The organism is Paenibacillus massiliensis 2301065 = DSM 16942 (genome assembly GCF_000377505.1).
Taxonomy (GTDB): Bacteria; Bacillota; Bacilli; order Paenibacillales; family Paenibacillaceae; genus Paenibacillus; species Paenibacillus massiliensis.
In genome coordinates this window covers 1-20,167 of sequence record NZ_KB898209.1, presented here as the reverse complement: position 1 = coordinate 20,167, position 20,167 = coordinate 1, and the positions used below count along the sequence as shown (strand labels likewise).

Genomic DNA, 20,167 nt, shown 5'->3' with positions numbered 1-20,167 from the left:
GGCTAGCTCCCGGCCAATCGACCGCGCAGCACTTCGTACATTACGACCCCGGCGGCTACGGAAGCGTTCAGGGAATTAATGCGACCCTCCATCGGCAACTTGACAAGGACGTCACATTTTTCACGGATCAGCCGTCCCATCCCTTTGTTTTCATTTCCGATCACAACAGCGACCGGCCCTGTGAACACATTGTTGCCGAACACTGGCTCTGTAGCTTCGACATCGGTGCCGACCACCCATATACCAGCTTCCTTCAAACGATCAATGGTCTGTCCAAGGTTGCTCACTCTGGCGACGGGGACATACTCTACTGCGCCCGCCGACGTTTTGGAGACCGTTGCCGTGATGGATGCAGAACGTCTTTTGGGTACGATTACACCATGAGCACCTGTGCAGTCAGCTGTACGTAGAATGGAGCCCAGATTATGAGGGTCCTCTATTTCGTCCAGCAATATCAGAAAAGGAGCTTGTCCTTTTGCCGCAGCAGCTGCGAGCAGGTCCTCAACCTCTGCATAGGCATATGGCGCTGCCTGTGCGACTACTCCTTGGTGCTGTATGCCTGGTACCATCTGATCCAGCTTACGCTTGTCCGCCTGCTGTACGATGACACCCGCTTTTTTAGCCTCCGCAATGATTGGCTGAACCAAGTGCTTCTGTGCTTGCTCAGCCAGCCATATTTTATTAATTGTCCTGCCTGACTTCAAAGCCTCGATAACCGAGTGCTTACCGGCAATCCATTCTTCTTCCATCCGTGTGACCTCCCTGCTGTATGAAGCCTTCCTGCCCACTTCTTACATGCACTATATAATTTCTTTATTGTATGCCCACAAAGTATTTGCCCAAAGTGAGCTTTCAAACATTTTATCGAAATTCGCCTAGTTAATACTAGACATTAGACTCCATCGCCCGAATCCCCTCATCAAGCAGCTCGGTGAGCCTGTCCAGTCGACCATCACAGTACAGGAATCCTACCAGCCCTTCCAGAGCTGTAGCATGTCTGTACTCTAGCACGTCCGCATTTTTGGGGATGCTGCCTGATTTAGCATTGCGACAAGCCCGTACAATATCCTGCTCCTCTTCTGTGAGGATCGCTTCGAGCTTCTGCAGCATCACACTTTGTGCCTTGGCTGACACCAGACTTATCGCTTTGCGGTGCAGATGGTGTGGGCGCAAGTTAGTCTGGCTCAGCAAAAATTGGCGGATGGCAACCTCATATACAGCGTCCCCAATATAAGCCAACGATATAGGGGGGATGAGTCTTGCTGGCTTGGAAGGGGGGTAGGGGAACCAAAGCTTCTGCAATTCCATTTTCCCTCCGCTTATCTCCGCCGCCAGCGCATGCCTTGAGCCGTATCCTCCAGCAGAATGCCCTGTTCTGCCAGCAGATCACGAATCTCATCAGCTCTGCCCCAATTTTTCGACTTTCTTGCCTCTACGCGCTCTGCGATCAGCTGCTCTACTTCCTCATCCAGCAGTTCACTGCTCGTAGCGTCATAAAGTCGCAGCACACTGTTCATCCCCTCGAAGGTCTTCAGGAGAGCTGTCAGCTCAGCAGAAATCACTACCTCCCGCTGCAATGTCTGATTAGCTTCACTTACCCAATCGAACAGTGCTGTAATCGCATCTGGAGTATTAAAGTCATCATCCATTTTCTCGCGGAACTGAGACTGGATTTGCTGCAGCTTGCTCTCTAGCTCTTGGCCTACTTGACCATCACCTGGCAATGCCGTCTTCAAGCGGTGTGTTACATTTGCGACAGCATTCGCAATACGTTCGACACTTTTCTCAGCCTGACTCATGGTCTCCTCATTGAAATTCAGTGGATTGCGATAATGCGTAGACAGCATGAAGTAACGTATGGCTTCCTTCTTATACTGTGCCCGCAGATCCTTGACAAGGATACCATTGCCGAGCGATTTCGACATCTTCTCATTATTGATTCGAATATAGCCATTATGCATCCAGTAGCGAGATAGTGGCTGACCAGTCAACGCTTCTGATTGTGCGCATTCGCATTCATGGTGCGGGAACTGTAAATCCTGTCCGCCGCCATGAATATCCAGCGTATCGCCCAGATAATGACGGGCCATGGCAGAGCACTCGATATGCCAGCCGGGTCTGCCATTCCCCCACGGACTGGACCAATAGATCTCACCTGGCTTGGCAGCCTTCCATAGTACAAAATCCTCCGGGCGCTCCTTGCGCTCATCGACACCGATCCGAATGCCAAATTGCAGCTGCTCCAGATTCTGACCTGACAGCTTACCGTAGTCCTTGAACTTCTCGGTACGGTAGAATACATCTCCGCCGTTCTCATAGGCGTAATCACGCTCAACCAGCTCACGGATGAATTCAATAATCAGATCCATGCTCTCGGTAACTCGCGGATTAAGAGTGGCCGCAGGTATGCCGAGCCCCGCAATATCCTCGTAGTAAGCGTTAATGAAACGCTCAGCCACTGTAGGTACATCTGTGCCAAGCTCTTCCGCCTTACGGATCAGCTTGTCGTCCACATCGGTAAAATTCGTAACGTAGTTAACTTCGTATCCCGAATACTCAAGGTAGCTACGCACCATATCAAACACGATAATTGGACGGGCATTGCCAATATGAATATAGTCATACACCGTCGGTCCGCATACATACATCTTGACCTTTCCAGGTTCTTGGGGGACGAACACCTCTTTATTTCTATGCATCGTGTTATAGACCTGAAGCGTCATACGCTATTCCTCCTTAACCGGAATCCCATGCACCGCATGAGGAGCTATATCCGGACAGCTTTTGCTGTATTAATATCATCTTACTTGATTGCCACGACGTTTCTCAATCCTGCTCGTCTTTTACCGATGGGACATGCATACGCTCATCGTGAAGCTTTTCCCGCGAAGATGGGCTGCTTTTCACTTCAGCAAGCTCTGTGCGCAGTAGCTCGATTTCAGCCTGCAGACTCCGTATGGAATCTACGATCGGGTCTGGAAGCTGGTGGCTTAAGCGATCCTGTTTAATTCCCGCCTGCTTCACAATACGTCCTGGAATGCCTACTACCGTACTATATGGAGGAACCTCCTTCAGGACCACTGAGTTGGAGCCTATATTGGACTGATCTCCGACAGTGAATGACCCTAGTATTTTCGCGCCCGAGCCGATAACTACATTATTACCAATGGTAGGATGCCTTTTACCCTTTTCTTTTCCCGTCCCCCCAAGAGTAACTCCCTGATATAAAATGACATCATTTCCGATCTCGCAGGTCTCACCAATGACGATTCCCATACCGTGGTCTATGAACAGACGATCCCCGATGCGGGCTCCCGGATGAATCTCGATTCCTGTCATAAAGCGCGAAAATTGCGATATAATGCGAGGCAGTGTACGCCACCCCCTGCGATAAAGGCCATGAGCTGCTCTGTGAAACCAAATGGCATGAATCCCGGAGTACGTAAAAATAACCTCCAGCGGCCCTGTAGCTGCCGGGTCATTATCCAGCACCGCCTGAATGTCCGACTTCATCTTCCTGAACATAGGAGCCCCCTTTTTGCTTCGGTCGAGATTCCATACATGCAATAAGGCAAATAAGGCATAAAAAAACGCCTCCGCAGCCAAAGCTGCAGAGACGTTTTACCGTGGTTCCACTCTGCTTGAGATGCCGCAGCATATGCCGACCTCTCATCTTTCACATCCAGTAACGCGGATGACACGGTTCAACCTGTCCTGGGCTACCGATCCGGCATCTCAGGTTCAATCGAACAGCTCCCAGGCGCATTTCTACTGCTGGCCATCTGGACAACTCACAGCCCCGGCCTTCGCCTTCGTCTGTCCTCTCTGGTTAGATGACTATTGCAATGTACTTCTCCTGCTCGTTGCTTTTATGTTACGGCGCAAATACGCCGTCATCAATCATTTCGTTGGTGACACCCATTATAGCGGAAAGACAACAAACTGACAACAATTCCAGTCCAGGAATTAGCCTTTGATCTGGGATTGCAGACGCTGAATGACCTTATCCCGACCAAGAAGATAAATAGTCTCGTTCAGATCTCTTCCGTGGGTCTGGCCCGTCAATGCCACACGAATCGGCATAAATAGCTGCTTGCCCTTGAAGCCAGTCTCCTTCTGCACTTCCTTGATGAGGGCAGCCATACGTACTGCTGTGAACTCTTCACTTGCCTGTACCTTGTCCACAAATGCCTGTAGTACAGCTGGGACCTGCTCTTCTGCCAGTACAGCCTGGGCTTCCCCGTCAAGCTCCAGATGTGAGCGGAAGAAGACGTCTGATAATTTGACAATATCCGAAGCAGCTGTCATTTGCTCCTGATACAAGCGTACCAGAGCCTCGGCCCATGCAGCCTGCTCCTCTGTCAGCTCCTGTGGAATTAATCCAGCTTCCTGCAGATGCGGAACAGCCATTGCCGTAATCCGTGCAGGGTCAGCATGCTTGATGTAGTGATTATTCAGATGAGCCAGCTTCAGCGGATCAAATACAGCCGGACTCTTGGACAGACGATTCGGATCGAAGATGGAGATCAACTGCTCTTGATCGTAGATCTCTTCTTCTCCCTCAGGTGACCATCCCAGAAGTGCGATAAAGTTGAACATAGCCTCTGGCAAATAGCCAAGACGGTCATATTGCTCCATGAATTGGATAATGGATTCATTCCGCTTGCTAAGCTTCTTGTGATCCTCACCCACGATTAGAGTCATGTGTCCAAAGATCGGCGGCTCCCAACCAAGCGCCTCATAGATCATCAGCTGCCGCGGAGTATTGGATACGTGATCCTCGCCGCGCAGGACGTGAGTAATCTTCATCAAATGATCATCCACCGCTACCGCGAAGTTGTAGGTCGGAATTCCATCCTTCTTGACGATAACGAAATCGCCACTCTCCTTGGAGTTGAACGTAATGGAGCCCTTCACCATATCATCAAATGTATATTCACGGTCCTCCGGTACCCGGAAACGAATGCTCGGCACACGTCCCTCTGCCTCGAAGGCCTTACATTGTTCTTCAGTCAAATCCCGGTGCTTGCCAGAGTAGCGAGGCGTCTCGCCACGAGCCATCTGCTCTTCACGCTCTTTCTCCAGCTCTTCCTCCGTGCAATAACAACGATAAGCAAGCCCATTGTCCAGCAAGGACTGCCATTGCTCCTTATAGATATCCAGACGCTCGGTCTGACGATAAGGGCCGTATTCACCGCCAACATCCACGCTTTCATCCCAGTCGATGCCAAGCCACTTCAAGTATTTGAGCTGACTCTCCACGCCACCCTCAATGTTACGCTTCACATCGGTATCTTCAATACGAATAATGAATTTACCGCCCTGATTTCTAGCATACAAATAATTGAACAGTGCTGTTCTTGCATTTCCGATATGTAGATGTCCCGTTGGACTTGGCGCATACCGTACACGGACTTCCGTGCTCATACAATCCCCTCCGAATGGGCGTTTTCCGAAATTAGTACCCGCTTTTGCTGGCAAAGTCTCCATTGTTCAAGGAGCTTTTCCAGCAAATTAGCGGTACTTTATTTCGGAAAGCTGCCTAACTTATCTCTCAACTCATGATGATAGCATACCCTTGACAAGGCACACAACCGATTGTGCAGCGACTCCCTCACCACGCCCAGTGAAGCCAAGCTGCTCAGTCGTTGTAGCCTTGACGTTAACCTGTGAACGTTCCTTCGCTCCAAGTGCTTCTGCTATAACATCTACCATTTGTGGAATATATGGAGCCATCTTTGGGCGCTGGGCAATAATCGTGCTGTCAATATTGCCAAGCTCGTATCCCTGCTCCTTGGCCAATTGCCATACATGCTGCAGTAGCTTGAGGCTATCCGCATCCTTAAATGCAGGATCATTGTCAGGAAAATGCTTGCCGATGTCTCCCATACCCAGGGCTCCCAAGATCGCATCCGTAATCGCATGCAACAGTACATCCGCATCAGAGTGGCCCAACAGACCTTTCTCATACGGAATGGTTACGCCCCCGATAATACACGGCCTTCCTTCGACCAACTGATGAACATCGAATCCTTGTCCTACTCGAATCATTCTGTCTCCTCTTCCTCTCTGCCCGTCCATAATGTTGCGATCTCCAGATCCTCCGGGGTAGTAATCTTGATATTGGTATAACTGCCCTCTACCATCTGTACACGGATACCAAGACGCTCTACCAGCATCGAATCATCCGTACCCAGGAATCCGTCTTTCTCCGCCAGCACATATGCCTCTTCCAAATCGGAAAGACGAAAAGTCTGTGGCGTTTGAATGCTCCACAGACTTCGGCGTTCTGGCGTTGCCACAACTTTACCGTCCTGATCCACCTGCTTAATCGTATCCTTGACAGGAACACCCAGCACGGATGCTCCATGCTCGCGAGCAGCTTCCAGACAGTCCCGTATGGCCTTCCGGGTCACAAAAGGGCGTACCCCATCATGAACCATGACCCACTCCGTATTCAGCCGCGCAAGACCGCGCTTGACCGAATGCTGACGCTCAGCACCACCAGCGACGATAGATGACACCTTATCAATGCCGAATTCATCAATCCAGTCACGACAGCGGTCCGTATCTCCTTCACCAGTGACGAGTACGATCTCCTGAATCTCAGGCATACGGGCGAACACCTCAAGAGTATATATAAAAACAGGCTTGTCCCCTAATTTCAAAAACTGCTTGCTCTCTGTCGTGCCCATTCGGGTTCCGCGTCCTGCGGCCACAACGACGACACCGAGACTATTGTCCATCGCTCCAATCCCTACCTTAACAGTCAGTATGCCGGAATGGCTATGGTCGGTAACACCGACCCTTCCATCATACCGTGTTTACTGAGCTTTTTCCAATAATTTCGGTTTGGCGAAGATCATGCGGCCCGCAGAGGTCTGCAGTACACTCGTCACAAGCACTTCCATGGTCGTGCCAATGTAATCCCGTCCACCCTCTACTACGATCATGGTCCCATCATCTAGATAAGCGACGCCTTGACCGTGCTCCTTGCCGTCCTTAATGATCTGCACGACAATCTCTTCACCCGGCAGCACGACTGGCTTCACCGCATTGGCTAGATCATTGATATTCAGTACAGACACACCCTGCAGCTCACATACCTTATTCAGGTTGAAATCATTGGTCACGACCTTGCCCTGCAAAAGCTTCGCCAGCTTGACGAGCTTGCTATCCACCTCAGAGATTTCTTCAAAATCACCCTCATAGATAAGCACCTTCACATCAAGCTCCTTCTGAATCTTGTTCAGAATATCGAGCCCCCTGCGCCCACGATTACGCTTGAGTAAATCGGATGAATCCGCAATATGCTGGAGCTCCTCCAGTACGAATTCTGGAATAACAATTGTGCCTTCAATGAATCCCGTCTTGCAAATATCAGCTATTCTGCCGTCAATGATGACGCTGGTATCCAGAATCTTGTGCTCCTCCAGCCAGCGTTCCTCAGGCTCCTCCGTGTGGTGAAAGCGTCCTGACGTCCATAGAGACGTAAGCTCATCACGCTTTTCCAATCCCACCATCATACCGACATATCCGCACACGAGCATGATGCCCAGACCGAGGATCTGCCCACTAACTCCGAGCCAGGACAGCCCTGGATAAATGAGTATCGCAAACAGCAGACCACTCAGCAAGCCTACTGTGCCCGAAGCAATCTCATGAATTGGGATGCCAGCCAGCCTATCAATTCCTCGTTGTAATCGGTTGGAAAGCGCTGAGCCCGCAGCTGAACAGCTAACGAGAAACACCAACGCACCCAGTATCGTCCAAATCACGCCACCCGCAGGAGAATCCTGCATCCATACCGGCAGCCAGCGAACAGTCCCTGCAACTCTATCATATAACGTATAGCCGAACCATGCCCCGCACAATCCTGTAAAAGTTAAAATGGCTCTTTTCCACATGAACCCCCGCACCTCCTCTGTTTCCTTGGTATCCATTTCTATCTGGATTCTTTATCCAGTATGGTCCAATTCAGCCAGGGTTAACCGTGGGTTGATGAACTTTTTTCCCAAGCTAGACAGGGAGAGTCAACGAGCAACCTTGATCTTTATATTGAAAGGGTATATTTTTTTGGCATATAATGAATTTATTCCTATAAATCAGAGGTGGGTAGCGAAATGACCGTACAAAGCTTGCACGCTTTTCAAGATCAGGTATCCGAACTGCTGCTCCGTCACCGCAGTCTGCTAGATGTTCTGTCCAAAACTGGGCAATCAGGCGCCTCTGTGAACCGTGCCGTTGCCAAAGCAATAACAGAATGCGGCTGCATTGAGGTCCACGCCAAAAAACAGGATTATGAGCTGGAGTCCAGTCTGGAGGATGCCAAAGCTCAGTTGGATAACCACGTTCAAGGGTCGCTTTGTGAGAATTGTAAGGAAGTTATTATGTCCGAGCTTGGTCGTAGCCTCTTCTACATGTCCGCTCTTTGCAATCTGCTGGAGATCAATTTGGAAGATGTGGTGGAGCGCGAGTCTCAGAAGTGCTCGACGCTGGGACTATTCAATATGTCTTAATGCTTTCTTTTACCTGAACAATGCTTCTCATCAACATCATAGAAGGCTTGGGACGCTAAGTATCCACGCTAGTGCCCTAAGCAACAAAAAGCATGTGTGCCCCATTAATGAGACATACATGCTTTTCCTTTTGCTTTGTTGAAATGGCCACAGCCAACAGCCAATACTCGATCCTAGTAAACATGGATAACAGCTTAATCGCTAAATCTATTCCAAAGCATATGTGATACGAATAATTCCTGTAACTTGTATTAGCTATCGCATAATTAGCGTACAAACATTAACGTTCAGAGTGGCGATACTGATCATCAGACGATTTACGCTTCTTCCGTCGTCTGCCGAAGATTCTTTCCAGGTGATGCTTCATACCGTAGAGCGCATAGAGCACCAGAGGTACGAAAATCAGCTTGGAGAGATTATCAGCGAACTGGATCGCAATGAACACGGCCCCGATTGCAACCAGAGGTGCAATCCATATCGCTTTCTTTGGAAGACCAACCTTCTTGAAGTTAGGATACTTTAAGGAGCTGATCATCAGGTATGAGAGTAGCATCGTCGCTACAGCCATCGGTATAGGAGATATATCTGCATGGAACAGGGACAGAGTCGCGAGCACACCGCCCGCTGCTGGAATCGGAAGTCCCGTAAAATAGCCTGGAATCCCCGCACGCACGTTGAATCTCGCTAGGCGCATTGCACCACACATAGGAAAAATGGCCGTAGCCGTCCAGCCCAGTGCTGGATGTACATCATGGAAACTAACCATATACATAATTACAGCAGGTGCTGCGCCAAAAGAAACCATATCCGACAAAGAATCAAGTTCTTTGCCGAAATCACTCTGTGCATTAAGTGCTCTCGCAGCACGGCCATCCAATCCGTCAAGCAACATTGCAACAATAACCATAATGGCTGCATAGCTGTATTTACCGTCTACCGCAAGCATCATGGCAATCATTCCAAGGAACAGATTACCCAAAGTAAACATGTTCGGAATTGATTTGGCTATCATATTTTCACCTCATAAGCTAAGCTCTAGTTCCAATATCATCCACTGATGATATTGCAATTACATCTGCCTGTCAATGAACACTTGCTCCTGCAGTCGCTTCAGCCCTTCCTTGATGGTACGGGCACGCACCTCACCAATGCCATCCACCTCATCCAGTTCCTCAATGGAAGCCATCATAACCTGTGGCAGCTCACTGAATTGGTCTACCAGATTATGAATAATCACATTAGGTAGCCTTGGAATTTTATTCAGTACACGATAGCCTCTTGGGGATACCGTTTCCTCTGAAGTGGCCGCGGACGAAGGATAACCAAGCAATCGTGCTATATGATGGGCATCGAGCAGTTCTTCATCCGTTGAATGCTTTAGACCATTAATGATTTCGCGAATTTTCTCATCACTGTCTTCTTTGGCATAGTCCTTATAGAGTAACCAAGCTTCTTCCTCTGTGGTCCCCACAAGCTCCTCCATCTGCATGCTGATCAGACGGCCTTCATTGCCAAGCTCGTTGACATAACGCTTAATTTCCATCTTAATCCGCATGACCATCTCCGTACGCTGGATTACATTGATAACCTCAGGGATGGTTACCAGCTCCTCGAATTCGGAGGCAGACAGGTTCGTCAGGGCCTGATTCAGTACAGATTTGTATTTCTCCAGCGTCTGAATAGCCTGATTGGCTTTGGTCAATATGACACCAATTTCCTTAAGGGCATAGCGAAGTGTGCCTTGATACAAAGTAATGATATTACGACGCTGAGAAATGGACACAACCAGCTTCCCCGTTTGCTTCGCAACACGCTCGGCCGTTCGATGACGAATCCCGGTCTCAATGGAGGAGATAGAGGAATCCGGTATCAACTGCGTGTTCGCATATAAAATCCGCTTTAAATCTTCGCTCAAAATGATGGCCCCATCCATTTTGGCCAATTCATACAGATAGTTCGGTGAAAAGTCACAATTAATGGAGAACCCTCCATCTACCACTTCCATAACCTCTGGACTGTAGCCGACGACGAGAAGCGCTCCGGTCTTAGCCCTGAGTACGTTTTCTAGACCTTCACGAAAGGGTGTACCCGGCGCTACAAGCCGCAATAAATCGTTCATTTTACCGAGTTGGCTCGTTTCCTTCATTGTATTTTTTCCCCCTAATTTAATGCGGCTGCCAGTGCTTCAGACACAGTCCCTACCCCAATGATCTCCAGATTTTTAGGTGGCGTCCAGCCTTTCAGACTTTTTTCCGGCAAAATCACTCGTTTGAATCCGAGCTTATGAGCTTCACGCACCCGCTGCTCTGCCCTGGACACAGCACGTACCTCACCAGTCAGTCCTACTTCACCAAAAATCACATCATAAGGCTTCGTAGGTACATCACGGAAGCTTGAAGCAATACTGACGGCAATTGCCAGATCTACCGCCGGCTCATCTAGCTTCACGCCTCCTGCTACATTCAGATACGCATCCTGATTCTGCAAGAACATTCCCATACGCTTCTCCAGCACCGCAATAATCAAACTTAAGCGGTGGTGATCAATGCCCGTGCCCATTCGCCGCGGGGAAGGAAAGTGGGTACTTGCAATCAACGCCTGCAGCTCCACCAATACAGGTCTCGTGCCCTCCATACTCGCAACCACTGTTGAGCCTGCTACTCCTAGTGGACGTTCGGATAGGAATAGCTCTGAAGGATTCTCTACTTCCCGCAAGCCTCCTTCTCCCATCTCGAAGATCCCCATTTCATTGGTGGAACCAAATCGATTCTTGACGGCCCGAAGCAAGCGATAGGTATGATGACGTTCCCCTTCAAAATACAGTACACAATCCACCATATGTTCAAGCAGTCTTGGACCTGCAATGGCTCCTTCTTTGGTAACATGACCTACGAGGACCGTGGCTATGCCAAGACCTTTGGCGATGCGCATAAAACGAGCTGTGCACTCTCGCACCTGGGATACACTGCCCGGCGCACTTGTCACATCTGGCAAATAAACAGTCTGGATTGAGTCAATGACCAGAAATTGGGGCTTCATTTGATCTACAGCTGCCTCAATGGTCTCCAGATTCGTTTCACATAGAACATATAATTCAGGCGAGAGCACTCCAAGTCGATCAGCACGCAACTTGGTCTGACGAACTGATTCCTCACCAGATACATACAGCACACGCAAGCCTGAACGTGCCAGTTCATTAGACGCCTGCAGTAGTAGCGTGGATTTGCCGATTCCAGGATCTCCGCCGACGAGAACTAATGAGCCTGGAACAAGTCCTCCACCCAGCACCCGATTCAACTCTCCAATACCAGTGAGCACACGCGGCTCTTTCCCACTCTCGACCTCGGTAATCGACAAAGGCTTCTCTTGCGTCTGGTTATGAAAAAGGGATGAGCTCATCCCTGCTGTCTTTACAACAGTCTCTGTTGCCTCAACCATGGAGTTCCATGCTTGGCACCCTGGGCATTTTCCGTACCATTTAGGCGATTCATAGCCGCATTCCGTGCAATAAAATTTGGTTTTTACTTTAGCCATTCGATTCTCCTTGTTCAAAAAGCTCCAATACTAAAAGTGTACCATTGAAGCAGAGCAACCGTAAAGCAATATCACAAACTTTTCCAATCACTGTAATGAAGCAAAATTCTGATTACCGAGCATGACTATGCCCGGAATTCAAGGCAGATAAGATTAATATATGACAGCATTTCACGAACATGAAGATGCTACCTCTCGAGATAAAAAAAAGGGTTGCCCCCATTGTATGCAGCACATCGCAGTACATAACGGGAGCAACCCTTTTCTATATAGTTCTCACTTGTCAAACGCTATATTCATCAGGATTGAGTGGGAACATTCGTTTTCTTACTAACCTTCAAGCCACCATCGATCTCATCGATCAGCAGGGAATCCCCCTTGGTAATCGTTCCGCTCAACAGCTCCTCGGACAAACGATCCTCAATATGCTTCTGAATCGCTCTACGCAACGGACGTGCCCCGTAGGCTGGATCGAAGCCTTCTTTAGCCAGGAACGCCTTAGCCTTGTCAGTCAGCTCGAAGTCCACATCGTATTCGTTCAGACGCTTACGAAGCTCTTCGGACATGAGGGAAACGATTTGACCAATGTGCTTCTCTTCAAGAGAGTGGAACACTATGATCTCATCAATACGGTTCAGGAACTCTGGACGGAAGCTCTTCTTAAGCTCTTCCATGACCTTACCCTTCATATTGTCATAGTCTGCCCCAGCATCCACCACAGCTGTGAAGCCCAGCGTAGAGTTCCGCTTGATGGCTTCTGCCCCGACGTTGGAAGTCAGGATGATGAGCGTATTCCGGAAGTCAACTACGCGACCTTTGGAATCCGTCAAGCGTCCATCCTCCAGCACTTGCAGCAGGATGTTGAAGACCTCAGGGTGAGCTTTCTCAATCTCATCAAGCAATACGACTGAGTATGGCTTACGGCGAACCTTCTCCGTCAGCTGACCGCCTTCCTCATACCCTACATACCCTGGAGGCGCTCCGACCAGACGTGATGTAGAGTGCTTCTCCATGTATTCGGACATATCGATACGGATAACTGCATTTTCATCACCGAACATGGACTCGGCAAGTGCACGAGCAAGCTCAGTTTTACCTACCCCTGTAGGACCAAGGAAGATAAAGGAGCCCATTGGACGCTTAGGATCTTTGAGACCAGCACGTGCACGACGGATCGCACGGCTGACTGCCTTGACGGCTTCGTCCTGACCGATTACACGTTCATGCAGCAGTTGCTCCATGTTCAAGAGACGCTCCGTTTCTTCTTCCTTCAGCTTGCTGACAGGTACGCCCGTCCAGAGTGCTACGATCTGCGCGATATCCTCAGGTGTCACCTCGGAATCGGTACGACCTTGTTTTTCTTTCCACTGATTTTTGGTCAGATCCAGCTCTTCACGCATTTTCTGCTCTGTATCCCGAAGCGCAGCAGCCTTCTCAAATTCTTGACTTTGTACAGCTGAATCCTTCTCTTTACGAATATCCTCAAGACGGTTCTCCAACTGTTTCAGGTTTGGCGGTACGGTGTAGGAGTTCAGTCTTACTTTAGAACCCGCTTCATCAATCAGATCAATCGCTTTGTCCGGCAGGAAACGGTCTGTAATATAACGGTCAGACAGCTTAACAGCTGCTTCAATCGCTTCATCCGTAATTTTCACACGGTGATGTGCCTCATAGCGGTCACGCAATCCGTACAAAATCTGAATGGCTTCCTCTGGAGATGGCTGATCCACTGTAATAGGCTGGAAGCGTCGTTCCAGGGCTGCATCCTTTTCAATGTATTTACGATACTCGTCCAGGGTGGTGGCCCCGATACATTGCAGCTCGCCACGTGCCAGTGCAGGCTTCAGAATATTGGACGCGTCGATCGCTCCCTCTGCACCACCAGCGCCGATCAATGTGTGCAGCTCATCAATGAACAGTACAATATTACCAGCTTGGCGAATCTCGTCCATAATCTTTTTCAGACGATCCTCGAATTCACCGCGATATTTTGTACCAGCTACAACAGAGCCCATATCAAGTGTCATAACACGCTTATCACGTAGTGTCTCCGGAATCTCATTAGCGATAATCTTCTGAGCAAGACCTTCAGCAATCGCCGTCTTACCTACCCCTGGCTCACCAATCAACACTGGGTTATTCTTCGTACGACGACTCAGCACCTGAATGACCCGCTCAATCTCTTTGCTGCGGCCAATTACAGGGTCAAGGTTACCATCCTTCGCGATGGCTGTCAGATCACGAGCCAGGCTATCCAATGTAGGAGTGCTCACATTCGCTTGTGTGCCGCTGTGACTGGATACCGCTTCACTGCTACCAAGCAGCTGAAGCACTTGCTGGCGAGCCTTGTTCAGGCTAATGCCTAGATTATTCAGTACACGAGCAGCTACACCTTCACCTTCACGAATAAGACCCAGCAAAATATGCTCTGTGCCCACGTAGGTATGACCCAGCTTGCGAGCTTCGTCCATGGAGAGCTCAATAACCTTCTTCGCACGAGGTGTATACGCGATATTCGTAGGCTGCTCTTGACCGCGTCCGATCAATGTCTCTACTTCGTCCTGAATTTTCTCAAGACCCAGCCCCAGACCAATCAGAGCCTTGGCAGCGATTCCTTCACCCTCTCGAATTAGTCCCAGCAGGATATGCTCTGTACCAATATTGTTGTGTCCAAGACGGACCGCTTCCTCTTGAGCCAATGCGAGTACCTTCTGCGCTCGTTCTGTAAATCTTCCGAACATCATATGTGTTGCACCTCCATATATAGTGTAGTTCTTTGTAATCCAATATTCATTAAACTATATGACTATATCATGCTCGGGAAGCTGAGGAACGAAGTTGCTCCCGAATCAATGTTGCTCTATAGGTGTCTCGCCCAGCATTGTCGAGCTCACCTCCAAATTTCTTTTGCAGGAAGCCCGGCTGCGTCATGACATGTAGCTCATTTAACGTCTGAATCGAGGGTCCCTCCAGGATGCCCATGTCCACACCAAGTCGTACATCAGATAACCGCTGAGCGGCTTCCTTCGATTCGACAACAGTGGCATAAGACAAGATACCGTAGGATCGCATAATTCGGTCTGTAATCCGCAATATCGATTCATTCATCAGACGCTCTCTGGCTGCTCTCTCATGCTCAATAATCTGCAGTACGACACCGTGAAGGTTCTCTATGATCTCCTCCTCGGTCTGTCCCAGCGTAATCTGGTTGGAGACCTGGAACAGATTACCTACTGCTTCGCTGCCTTCCCCATAAATTCCTCTAACCGTCAGTCCCACTTGTGAGACAGCAGACAAAATTCGATTAATTTGATGGGTCATTACCAAAGCTGGCAGGTGCATCATGACAGAGGCCCGCAGTCCAGTACCTACATTGGTCGGACAACTGGTCAGATAACCACGTCGATCATCAAAGGCATAATCTACAGCTGCCTCGAAGACATCATCAATACTGCTTGCCTTTTGCCAAGCCTCTTTGACCTGACAGCCGGGATACAGACATTGAATACGTAGGTGATCCTCCTCATTAATCATAATACTTACGGCCTCGTTCTCGCTGATCATCACGGCACCATTGCGAGATTCACTGGCCAGATTTGGACTAATCAGATGCTTCTCCACCAACACTCTTTGATCCAGATCACTGGTCTCGGGAATCTTAAGCAAATGAAAAGCACCATACTCCTTCATTTCCTCTTGCTCCAGCACCTCACTGAGCTTGTTCAACACCGCTTCCGATTGCTGGTTCGTAGCAAGCATAGGGAAGGGAAAATGCTGCAGATTGCGTGCGATCCGGACTCTACTGCTAATTACAATCTCAGAGTCCACAGCATCGCTGCGCATCCACTCACTTAAGGGCTGTTCGGTGAATCGGAGATTAGGCATGTCGCATCCCTCCTACTTTCCAACTTTACTCTTGGGCTATCTGTTTTTCAAGCTCACGGATCTGATCGCGCAATTGTGCAGCTGATTCGAACTCTTCCTGCTGGATCTTGAATTGCAGCTCACGCTTGAGTTCATCCACTTGCCGTCTGACTTTCATTTTGCCGCCAGTACGCACGGGCACCTTGCCCACATGTGTAGTGCCACCATGCACACGCTTGAACAACGGATCTAGTCGTTCATCAAAATATTTATAGCAAGAGCTGCAGCCAAAGCGCCCGATCTTGCTGAATTGAGAATAGGTCATTCCGCATTCCTCACACCGTATAGCCTGTGGTGCGGAAGCTCCCTGCATCTGACTCTTATTAGCAGGATCAAAATCAAGAAGGCCTGATAATAGACTGTGAATAGAAAATCCGTTAGAGGTTCCGGGAATGAGCTCACCCTTTTCCCTGGCACAGGCCTCACAGATATGAAATTCCGTCTTCTCTCCATTCACGATCTTGGTGAAATGGAGCGTTGCCGGCCTCTTATTACATTCTTGGCACAGCATACAAGTACCTCCTTTATAATGTAACCCAGACTTGGTCACAATCAGTCAAGAATTCCCTGACCAACGGACTAATCCCATCAGGCTACATGTCTTGGTTCAACCTCCATCAGCACTATAGATGCAGCTCAACTGAGTGGAACTCGGTCCTGCTCTATACTGCCGAAGAAGGCTTTATCTGGCGAGAAGTGCTATAAGCATCGCCTTGAAGACTCGCGCCCGCAACTGGTCCCTTAGTGGAAGCTTTAATGCCAAAGACTCTCTGGAGATCGCTGCTTTCATGATTGCTGCCTCCCGCCTGTTCAGCACACGGGCTTCCTCCAACTGATAGATTAACCCTTCTGCTGCGCTCTGGCTAATCTCATCTCCTATCGTATGGTGCAGATGAGTATGCAGTATGTGCTGAGCTGGTAGCTCAATTCGCTGAATGCGAATATACCCACCGCCTCCGCGTTTACTTTCAACGAGATAGCCTTTCTCAAGGGTGAACCGTGTACTTATAACATAATTAATTTGGGAAGGCACGCAAGAGAAGCGGTCAGCCAAATCGTTGCGCTGGATTTCCACTAATCCTTCAGGACTCTCGACCAGCATGCTTTTCAGATATTGTTCGATAATATCAGAAACATTACGCATTTCATCATCCTCCACTGATGAAGACACAGGAATTGCTCTGTGCTCCACAGAGTGTGCCGTATACACAACTTAACCAAAGACTAAAGCCACGAATCTTGCAAAAATAAGCCCTACAGCAGCTCAACCCCTGTAAAAAGGACCTTATCCACCATAACGCTTGATTCGTTTTTCGACCTACAAGGTCTGAATAATCAAAGACTGTTCCAAAAGACCAAAGCTTACCCAAGCTACATAGACAATTGAACTCCGTTGACTTTGACTTTCTTTGACTTTGTTTTTATTATAACATAATTTTCTCATTTGCCAAGTCATCCTGTTTTTATTTTTTGCACTTTTTGGCGTTCTTAATCGTTCCAGAGAGGTTTCGCCGCAAATCGTTCCAAATATAAAACACAGGCCCCTAACATAGGAGCCTGTGTTGTTGAACTTATTTATGCTAAACTATACAATTCTGCAACTTTGAAAGGGCCTGCTTAGAAGTGATCCATCAAATGAGTAGTAGCTTGTGGTAAGCGCGCTGCCCATGTGGCAGCGATACTAGAGCTACCTTGGAGCTTTTCCCATGTGGACAAATAAATCGGATCCCTGTAGCCGAGCATCATGGCAGTCAAAGCCTGAATGTCACAGGTGAGATCAGCCTTCTCTGCCTCTAGGTTGGATGGACGCCAGCTACCCTGACCACTACTTGAGATAACGATCTCCCAGACACCATCATTCCAAGGTGCATATGGATCTGTAAGTGCAAGCGTGAACCTGGTCTCCTCTGCAGCCGGAACAAAAGGATACTGGGACCAGAATGCTGATGCATCGACAATTCTACCCATGAAATAAGGAATAATCTCCTGTTGTATCCTCGGGTCTTGAAGCAGGTAAGGCATTGCGTCATCCATAGGAACGAATGTAAAGATGCCTCGCTCCACCATTGAATCGTGATTGGCTAAATAAGTCCATAGCCCACGTCTAGCCCGTTCAGTGGTGAAGACCAATTCATTACACAACAGCTCTCTATTTTCAATCTTATACAGCACGTAACCTTCAGGTTCACCCTTGCCGTTATAATATACTGCTGTATAGCGGTGGTCACGGAACACCCGCTCCTGCCACCAGCTCTCACTACGTGCCAAGGTTCCGTTATATCGACGTGCATAGACTTCATAAATTGAGCTTAAAATGGCAATATCACGAATATCCCGTCGGACCTCGCCTTCCTCCACTGTCTTGCGGGGGAATTTCTCCGCTGGAATCGTATACTTACGATACTCTGTATAGATTTCCCACCCGAATTTGCGATAGAACGGGAAAGAGAACGGGTGTAAAAATGATAGAGTCTGACCAGCACGCTTCATTTCCTCAAGGGCATGGACTAGTAGTCGGGACACCATTCCCCCACGCCGCTTCTCTGGCCAAGTCGCTACCCCAGCGATTCCTCCCATCAGAAAGGTCTGCCCATGAATATAAGCCTCCAGAGGTATTATAGTAAGCTTCGCCTGTAAATCCTCGCCCTGAAATATCCCCCAGCTATCCTCCGGCTTAAATCGCTTCTGTATAGTCTCACGTTGCTCTTCTGTTAATCGAGCCTGAAATGCATACTCTGACAAGGCCATATTTTTATCAAACTCATCTGCCCTGAATTGTCTAATATTCATTGGTCCACCTCAATTCTGATTTTTATCCAGCAGACTTTATCATTCACATGTGTGACCGTATCATCTGGCACACTACATGAGTGTCTCAAAGCTGTGAAAGGAAGTCAATTCATCCGCAAAAACTATTGGGAGCCATTGAGGAACTCTATACATTATTTACCTAATCACTATCTGGTGTTAACCATTCGCTTATGCTCACTTCGTACAATGAATCATATAACAAAATTCAGAATATAGGAGTGATGTGAAATGAATAAGTGGAAAAAGATAACCCTGTCATTCATGCTCGGCTTGGTTGCCTGGGGAGGTAGTATTACTGGTATTGGAGGACTAGAGACTGCCAAGGTATCTGCCGCTGCCAATGCCATTCCCTCCTACGAGGTTAAATTTCTGGCAGACCCAGCGCTCGTATTAAACGAGAATGGAAATCCAAGCAGGGACGTTCTGAATACCTTCGGGCTGGAAGACAATGCAGAGGCTATTCGAGTAGAATATTTTGATACAGACCAGCTTGACCTCAACGATGAAGGCTGGAATGTTCGTTTTCGTAAAAAAGAAGACAAATCCAATTATGAACTAACCTACAAAAAACGCTATCCCATCCTAAACGGCGATGTGGAAGCTGCTCTTACGCTAGCCAACAAAGAGGGATTCGATGCGTCCGATGATAACTATGATGCTGAGATTGATTGGGGATATGGCAAGCAGACGCTAAGCTTTTCTAATACCAAAAAGGTAGACACTAAAGATAAAGGAGCCGTATTGCCATCCGAAGCGAAGGCGCTGGAGATGCTGCTGGACAAGCTACCTGGAAAATTAAAAAACTGGTCCTCCTCTAATTGGGGTAAGAAGAGACTGAATGACTCACGTGCTTATGGTCCATTAACCTTCGAACGCTATAAAGGAACCTGGAACGGGCAGGAGATGACTCTTGAAGTATGGCCTGTTCGCAACGAGGCAGGCACTGGCATTGAGCCTATCGTCGAAGTTTCGTTTAAGACGGATGCTCCGGCAACTGCAGCAGACATGCGCCACGAATTATTAGATGAGCTTGACACACAAGGGTGGCTTATTCCAGCAGACGGACTAAAGACACAACAAATTTTAGAGCGTTACTAGTAGCAAAGGCGATTTGTAGAAAAAGGACCTGTTCTGCGGCCAATATATACGGCTACTCAGAACAGGTCCTTTCAACTTGCATAAGAAAAAATGTCTATTGACGTAATATCACAGAAAAAAACCACCACCGAATATCGGCAGTGGTTCTTGTGCTTGGCGGCGTCCTACTCTCCCAGGACCCTTCGGTCCAAGTACCATCGGCGCTGGAGGGCTTAACGGTCGTGTTCGGGATGGGTACGTGTGGAACCCCTCCGCTATCGCCACCAAACGTGCATTTGTTT

At 48.6% G+C, this 20,167-nt stretch carries 18 protein-coding genes and 1 rRNA gene; 2 read left to right on the top strand and 17 right to left on the bottom strand.

Annotated features, from left to right (window positions below):
* Positions 1-2: 2 nt before the first annotated feature.
* From rlmB to D328_RS0127195, 8 genes are all read right to left on the bottom strand, one after another.
* Positions 3-749, bottom strand: a complete 747-nt coding sequence (gene rlmB, locus D328_RS0127230; protein WP_018888205.1) for a 23S rRNA (guanosine(2251)-2'-O)-methyltransferase RlmB — start codon at positions 747-749, stop codon at positions 3-5.
* A 136-nt stretch (positions 750-885) separates the two neighbouring features.
* Positions 886-1,308, bottom strand: coding sequence for a Mini-ribonuclease 3 (locus tag D328_RS0127225; protein ID WP_018888204.1), 423 nt, complete (start codon positions 1,306-1,308; stop codon positions 886-888).
* A gap of 11 nt (positions 1,309-1,319) precedes the next feature.
* Positions 1,320-2,723: a cysteine--tRNA ligase gene (gene cysS, locus D328_RS0127220; protein ID WP_018888203.1), complete on the bottom strand. Its 1,404-nt coding sequence runs from the start codon at positions 2,721-2,723 to the stop codon at positions 1,320-1,322.
* Between the two features lie 103 nt (positions 2,724-2,826).
* The gene (gene cysE / locus D328_RS29875; RefSeq protein WP_018888202.1) at positions 2,827-3,525 is read right to left on the bottom strand and encodes a serine O-acetyltransferase; all 699 of its coding nucleotides are present in this window, start codon (positions 3,523-3,525) and stop codon (positions 2,827-2,829) included.
* 441 nt (positions 3,526-3,966) lie between these two features.
* Complete coding sequence (gene gltX, locus D328_RS0127210; protein WP_018888201.1) at positions 3,967-5,427, bottom strand: glutamate--tRNA ligase; 1,461 nt, start codon at positions 5,425-5,427, stop codon at positions 3,967-3,969.
* 132 nt (positions 5,428-5,559) lie between these two features.
* Positions 5,560-6,051 carry a 2-C-methyl-D-erythritol 2,4-cyclodiphosphate synthase gene (gene ispF / locus D328_RS0127205; protein WP_018888200.1) on the bottom strand — a complete coding sequence of 164 codons (492 nt, stop codon included), beginning with the start codon at positions 6,049-6,051 and terminating at the stop codon, positions 5,560-5,562.
* Positions 6,048-6,746, bottom strand: coding sequence for a 2-C-methyl-D-erythritol 4-phosphate cytidylyltransferase (gene ispD, locus D328_RS0127200; RefSeq protein WP_018888199.1), 699 nt, complete (start codon positions 6,744-6,746; stop codon positions 6,048-6,050). Before ispD ends, ispF begins: the two co-directional genes overlap by 4 nt.
* A gap of 78 nt (positions 6,747-6,824) precedes the next feature.
* Positions 6,825-7,907: a PIN/TRAM domain-containing protein gene (locus D328_RS0127195; protein WP_018888198.1), complete on the bottom strand. Its 1,083-nt coding sequence runs from the start codon at positions 7,905-7,907 to the stop codon at positions 6,825-6,827.
* A 216-nt stretch (positions 7,908-8,123) separates the two neighbouring features.
* Here D328_RS0127195 and D328_RS0127190 point away from each other — a divergent pair, with 216 nt between their 5' ends.
* Positions 8,124-8,519, top strand: a complete 396-nt coding sequence (locus D328_RS0127190) for a nucleoside triphosphate pyrophosphohydrolase family protein (protein WP_018888197.1) — start codon at positions 8,124-8,126, stop codon at positions 8,517-8,519.
* A 280-nt stretch (positions 8,520-8,799) separates the two neighbouring features.
* Here the strand turns inward: D328_RS0127190 and pssA are convergent, their stop codons facing one another.
* From pssA to D328_RS0127150, 8 genes are all read right to left on the bottom strand, one after another.
* Entirely contained in the window at positions 8,800-9,531 is a 732-nt protein-coding gene (gene pssA / locus D328_RS0127185) for a CDP-diacylglycerol--serine O-phosphatidyltransferase (RefSeq protein ID WP_018888196.1), read from the bottom strand.
* A 57-nt stretch (positions 9,532-9,588) separates the two neighbouring features.
* Positions 9,589-10,665: a DNA integrity scanning diadenylate cyclase DisA gene (disA, locus tag D328_RS0127180; protein ID WP_018888195.1), complete on the bottom strand. Its 1,077-nt coding sequence runs from the start codon at positions 10,663-10,665 to the stop codon at positions 9,589-9,591.
* 14 nt (positions 10,666-10,679) lie between these two features.
* Positions 10,680-12,053 (bottom strand): DNA repair protein RadA, encoded by a 1,374-nt coding sequence (gene radA, locus D328_RS0127175; RefSeq protein ID WP_018888194.1) that lies wholly within the window; start codon positions 12,051-12,053, stop codon positions 10,680-10,682.
* 299 nt (positions 12,054-12,352) lie between these two features.
* Entirely contained in the window at positions 12,353-14,797 is a 2,445-nt protein-coding gene (clpC, locus tag D328_RS0127170) for an ATP-dependent protease ATP-binding subunit ClpC (RefSeq protein WP_018888193.1), read from the bottom strand.
* A gap of 67 nt (positions 14,798-14,864) precedes the next feature.
* The gene (locus D328_RS0127165; protein ID WP_018888192.1) at positions 14,865-15,938 is read right to left on the bottom strand and encodes a protein arginine kinase; all 1,074 of its coding nucleotides are present in this window, start codon (positions 15,936-15,938) and stop codon (positions 14,865-14,867) included.
* Between the two features lie 25 nt (positions 15,939-15,963).
* Positions 15,964-16,488, bottom strand: coding sequence for a UvrB/UvrC motif-containing protein (locus D328_RS0127160; protein WP_018888191.1), 525 nt, complete (start codon positions 16,486-16,488; stop codon positions 15,964-15,966).
* 171 nt (positions 16,489-16,659) lie between these two features.
* Positions 16,660-17,121 (bottom strand): CtsR family transcriptional regulator, encoded by a 462-nt coding sequence (locus D328_RS0127155; RefSeq protein ID WP_018888190.1) that lies wholly within the window; start codon positions 17,119-17,121, stop codon positions 16,660-16,662.
* A gap of 473 nt (positions 17,122-17,594) precedes the next feature.
* The gene (locus D328_RS0127150; RefSeq protein ID WP_018888189.1) at positions 17,595-18,767 is read right to left on the bottom strand and encodes a GNAT family N-acetyltransferase; all 1,173 of its coding nucleotides are present in this window, start codon (positions 18,765-18,767) and stop codon (positions 17,595-17,597) included.
* A 249-nt stretch (positions 18,768-19,016) separates the two neighbouring features.
* Between D328_RS0127150 and D328_RS0127145 the strand changes: the two genes are divergently transcribed.
* Positions 19,017-19,886 carry a hypothetical protein gene (locus tag D328_RS0127145; protein ID WP_018888188.1) on the top strand — a complete coding sequence of 290 codons (870 nt, stop codon included), beginning with the start codon at positions 19,017-19,019 and terminating at the stop codon, positions 19,884-19,886.
* 151 nt (positions 19,887-20,037) lie between these two features.
* On the opposite strand, the gene rrf is transcribed toward D328_RS0127145, so the two are convergent.
* Positions 20,038-20,154, bottom strand: a 5S ribosomal RNA gene (gene rrf / locus D328_RS0127140).
* Positions 20,155-20,167: the final 13 nt, after the last annotated feature.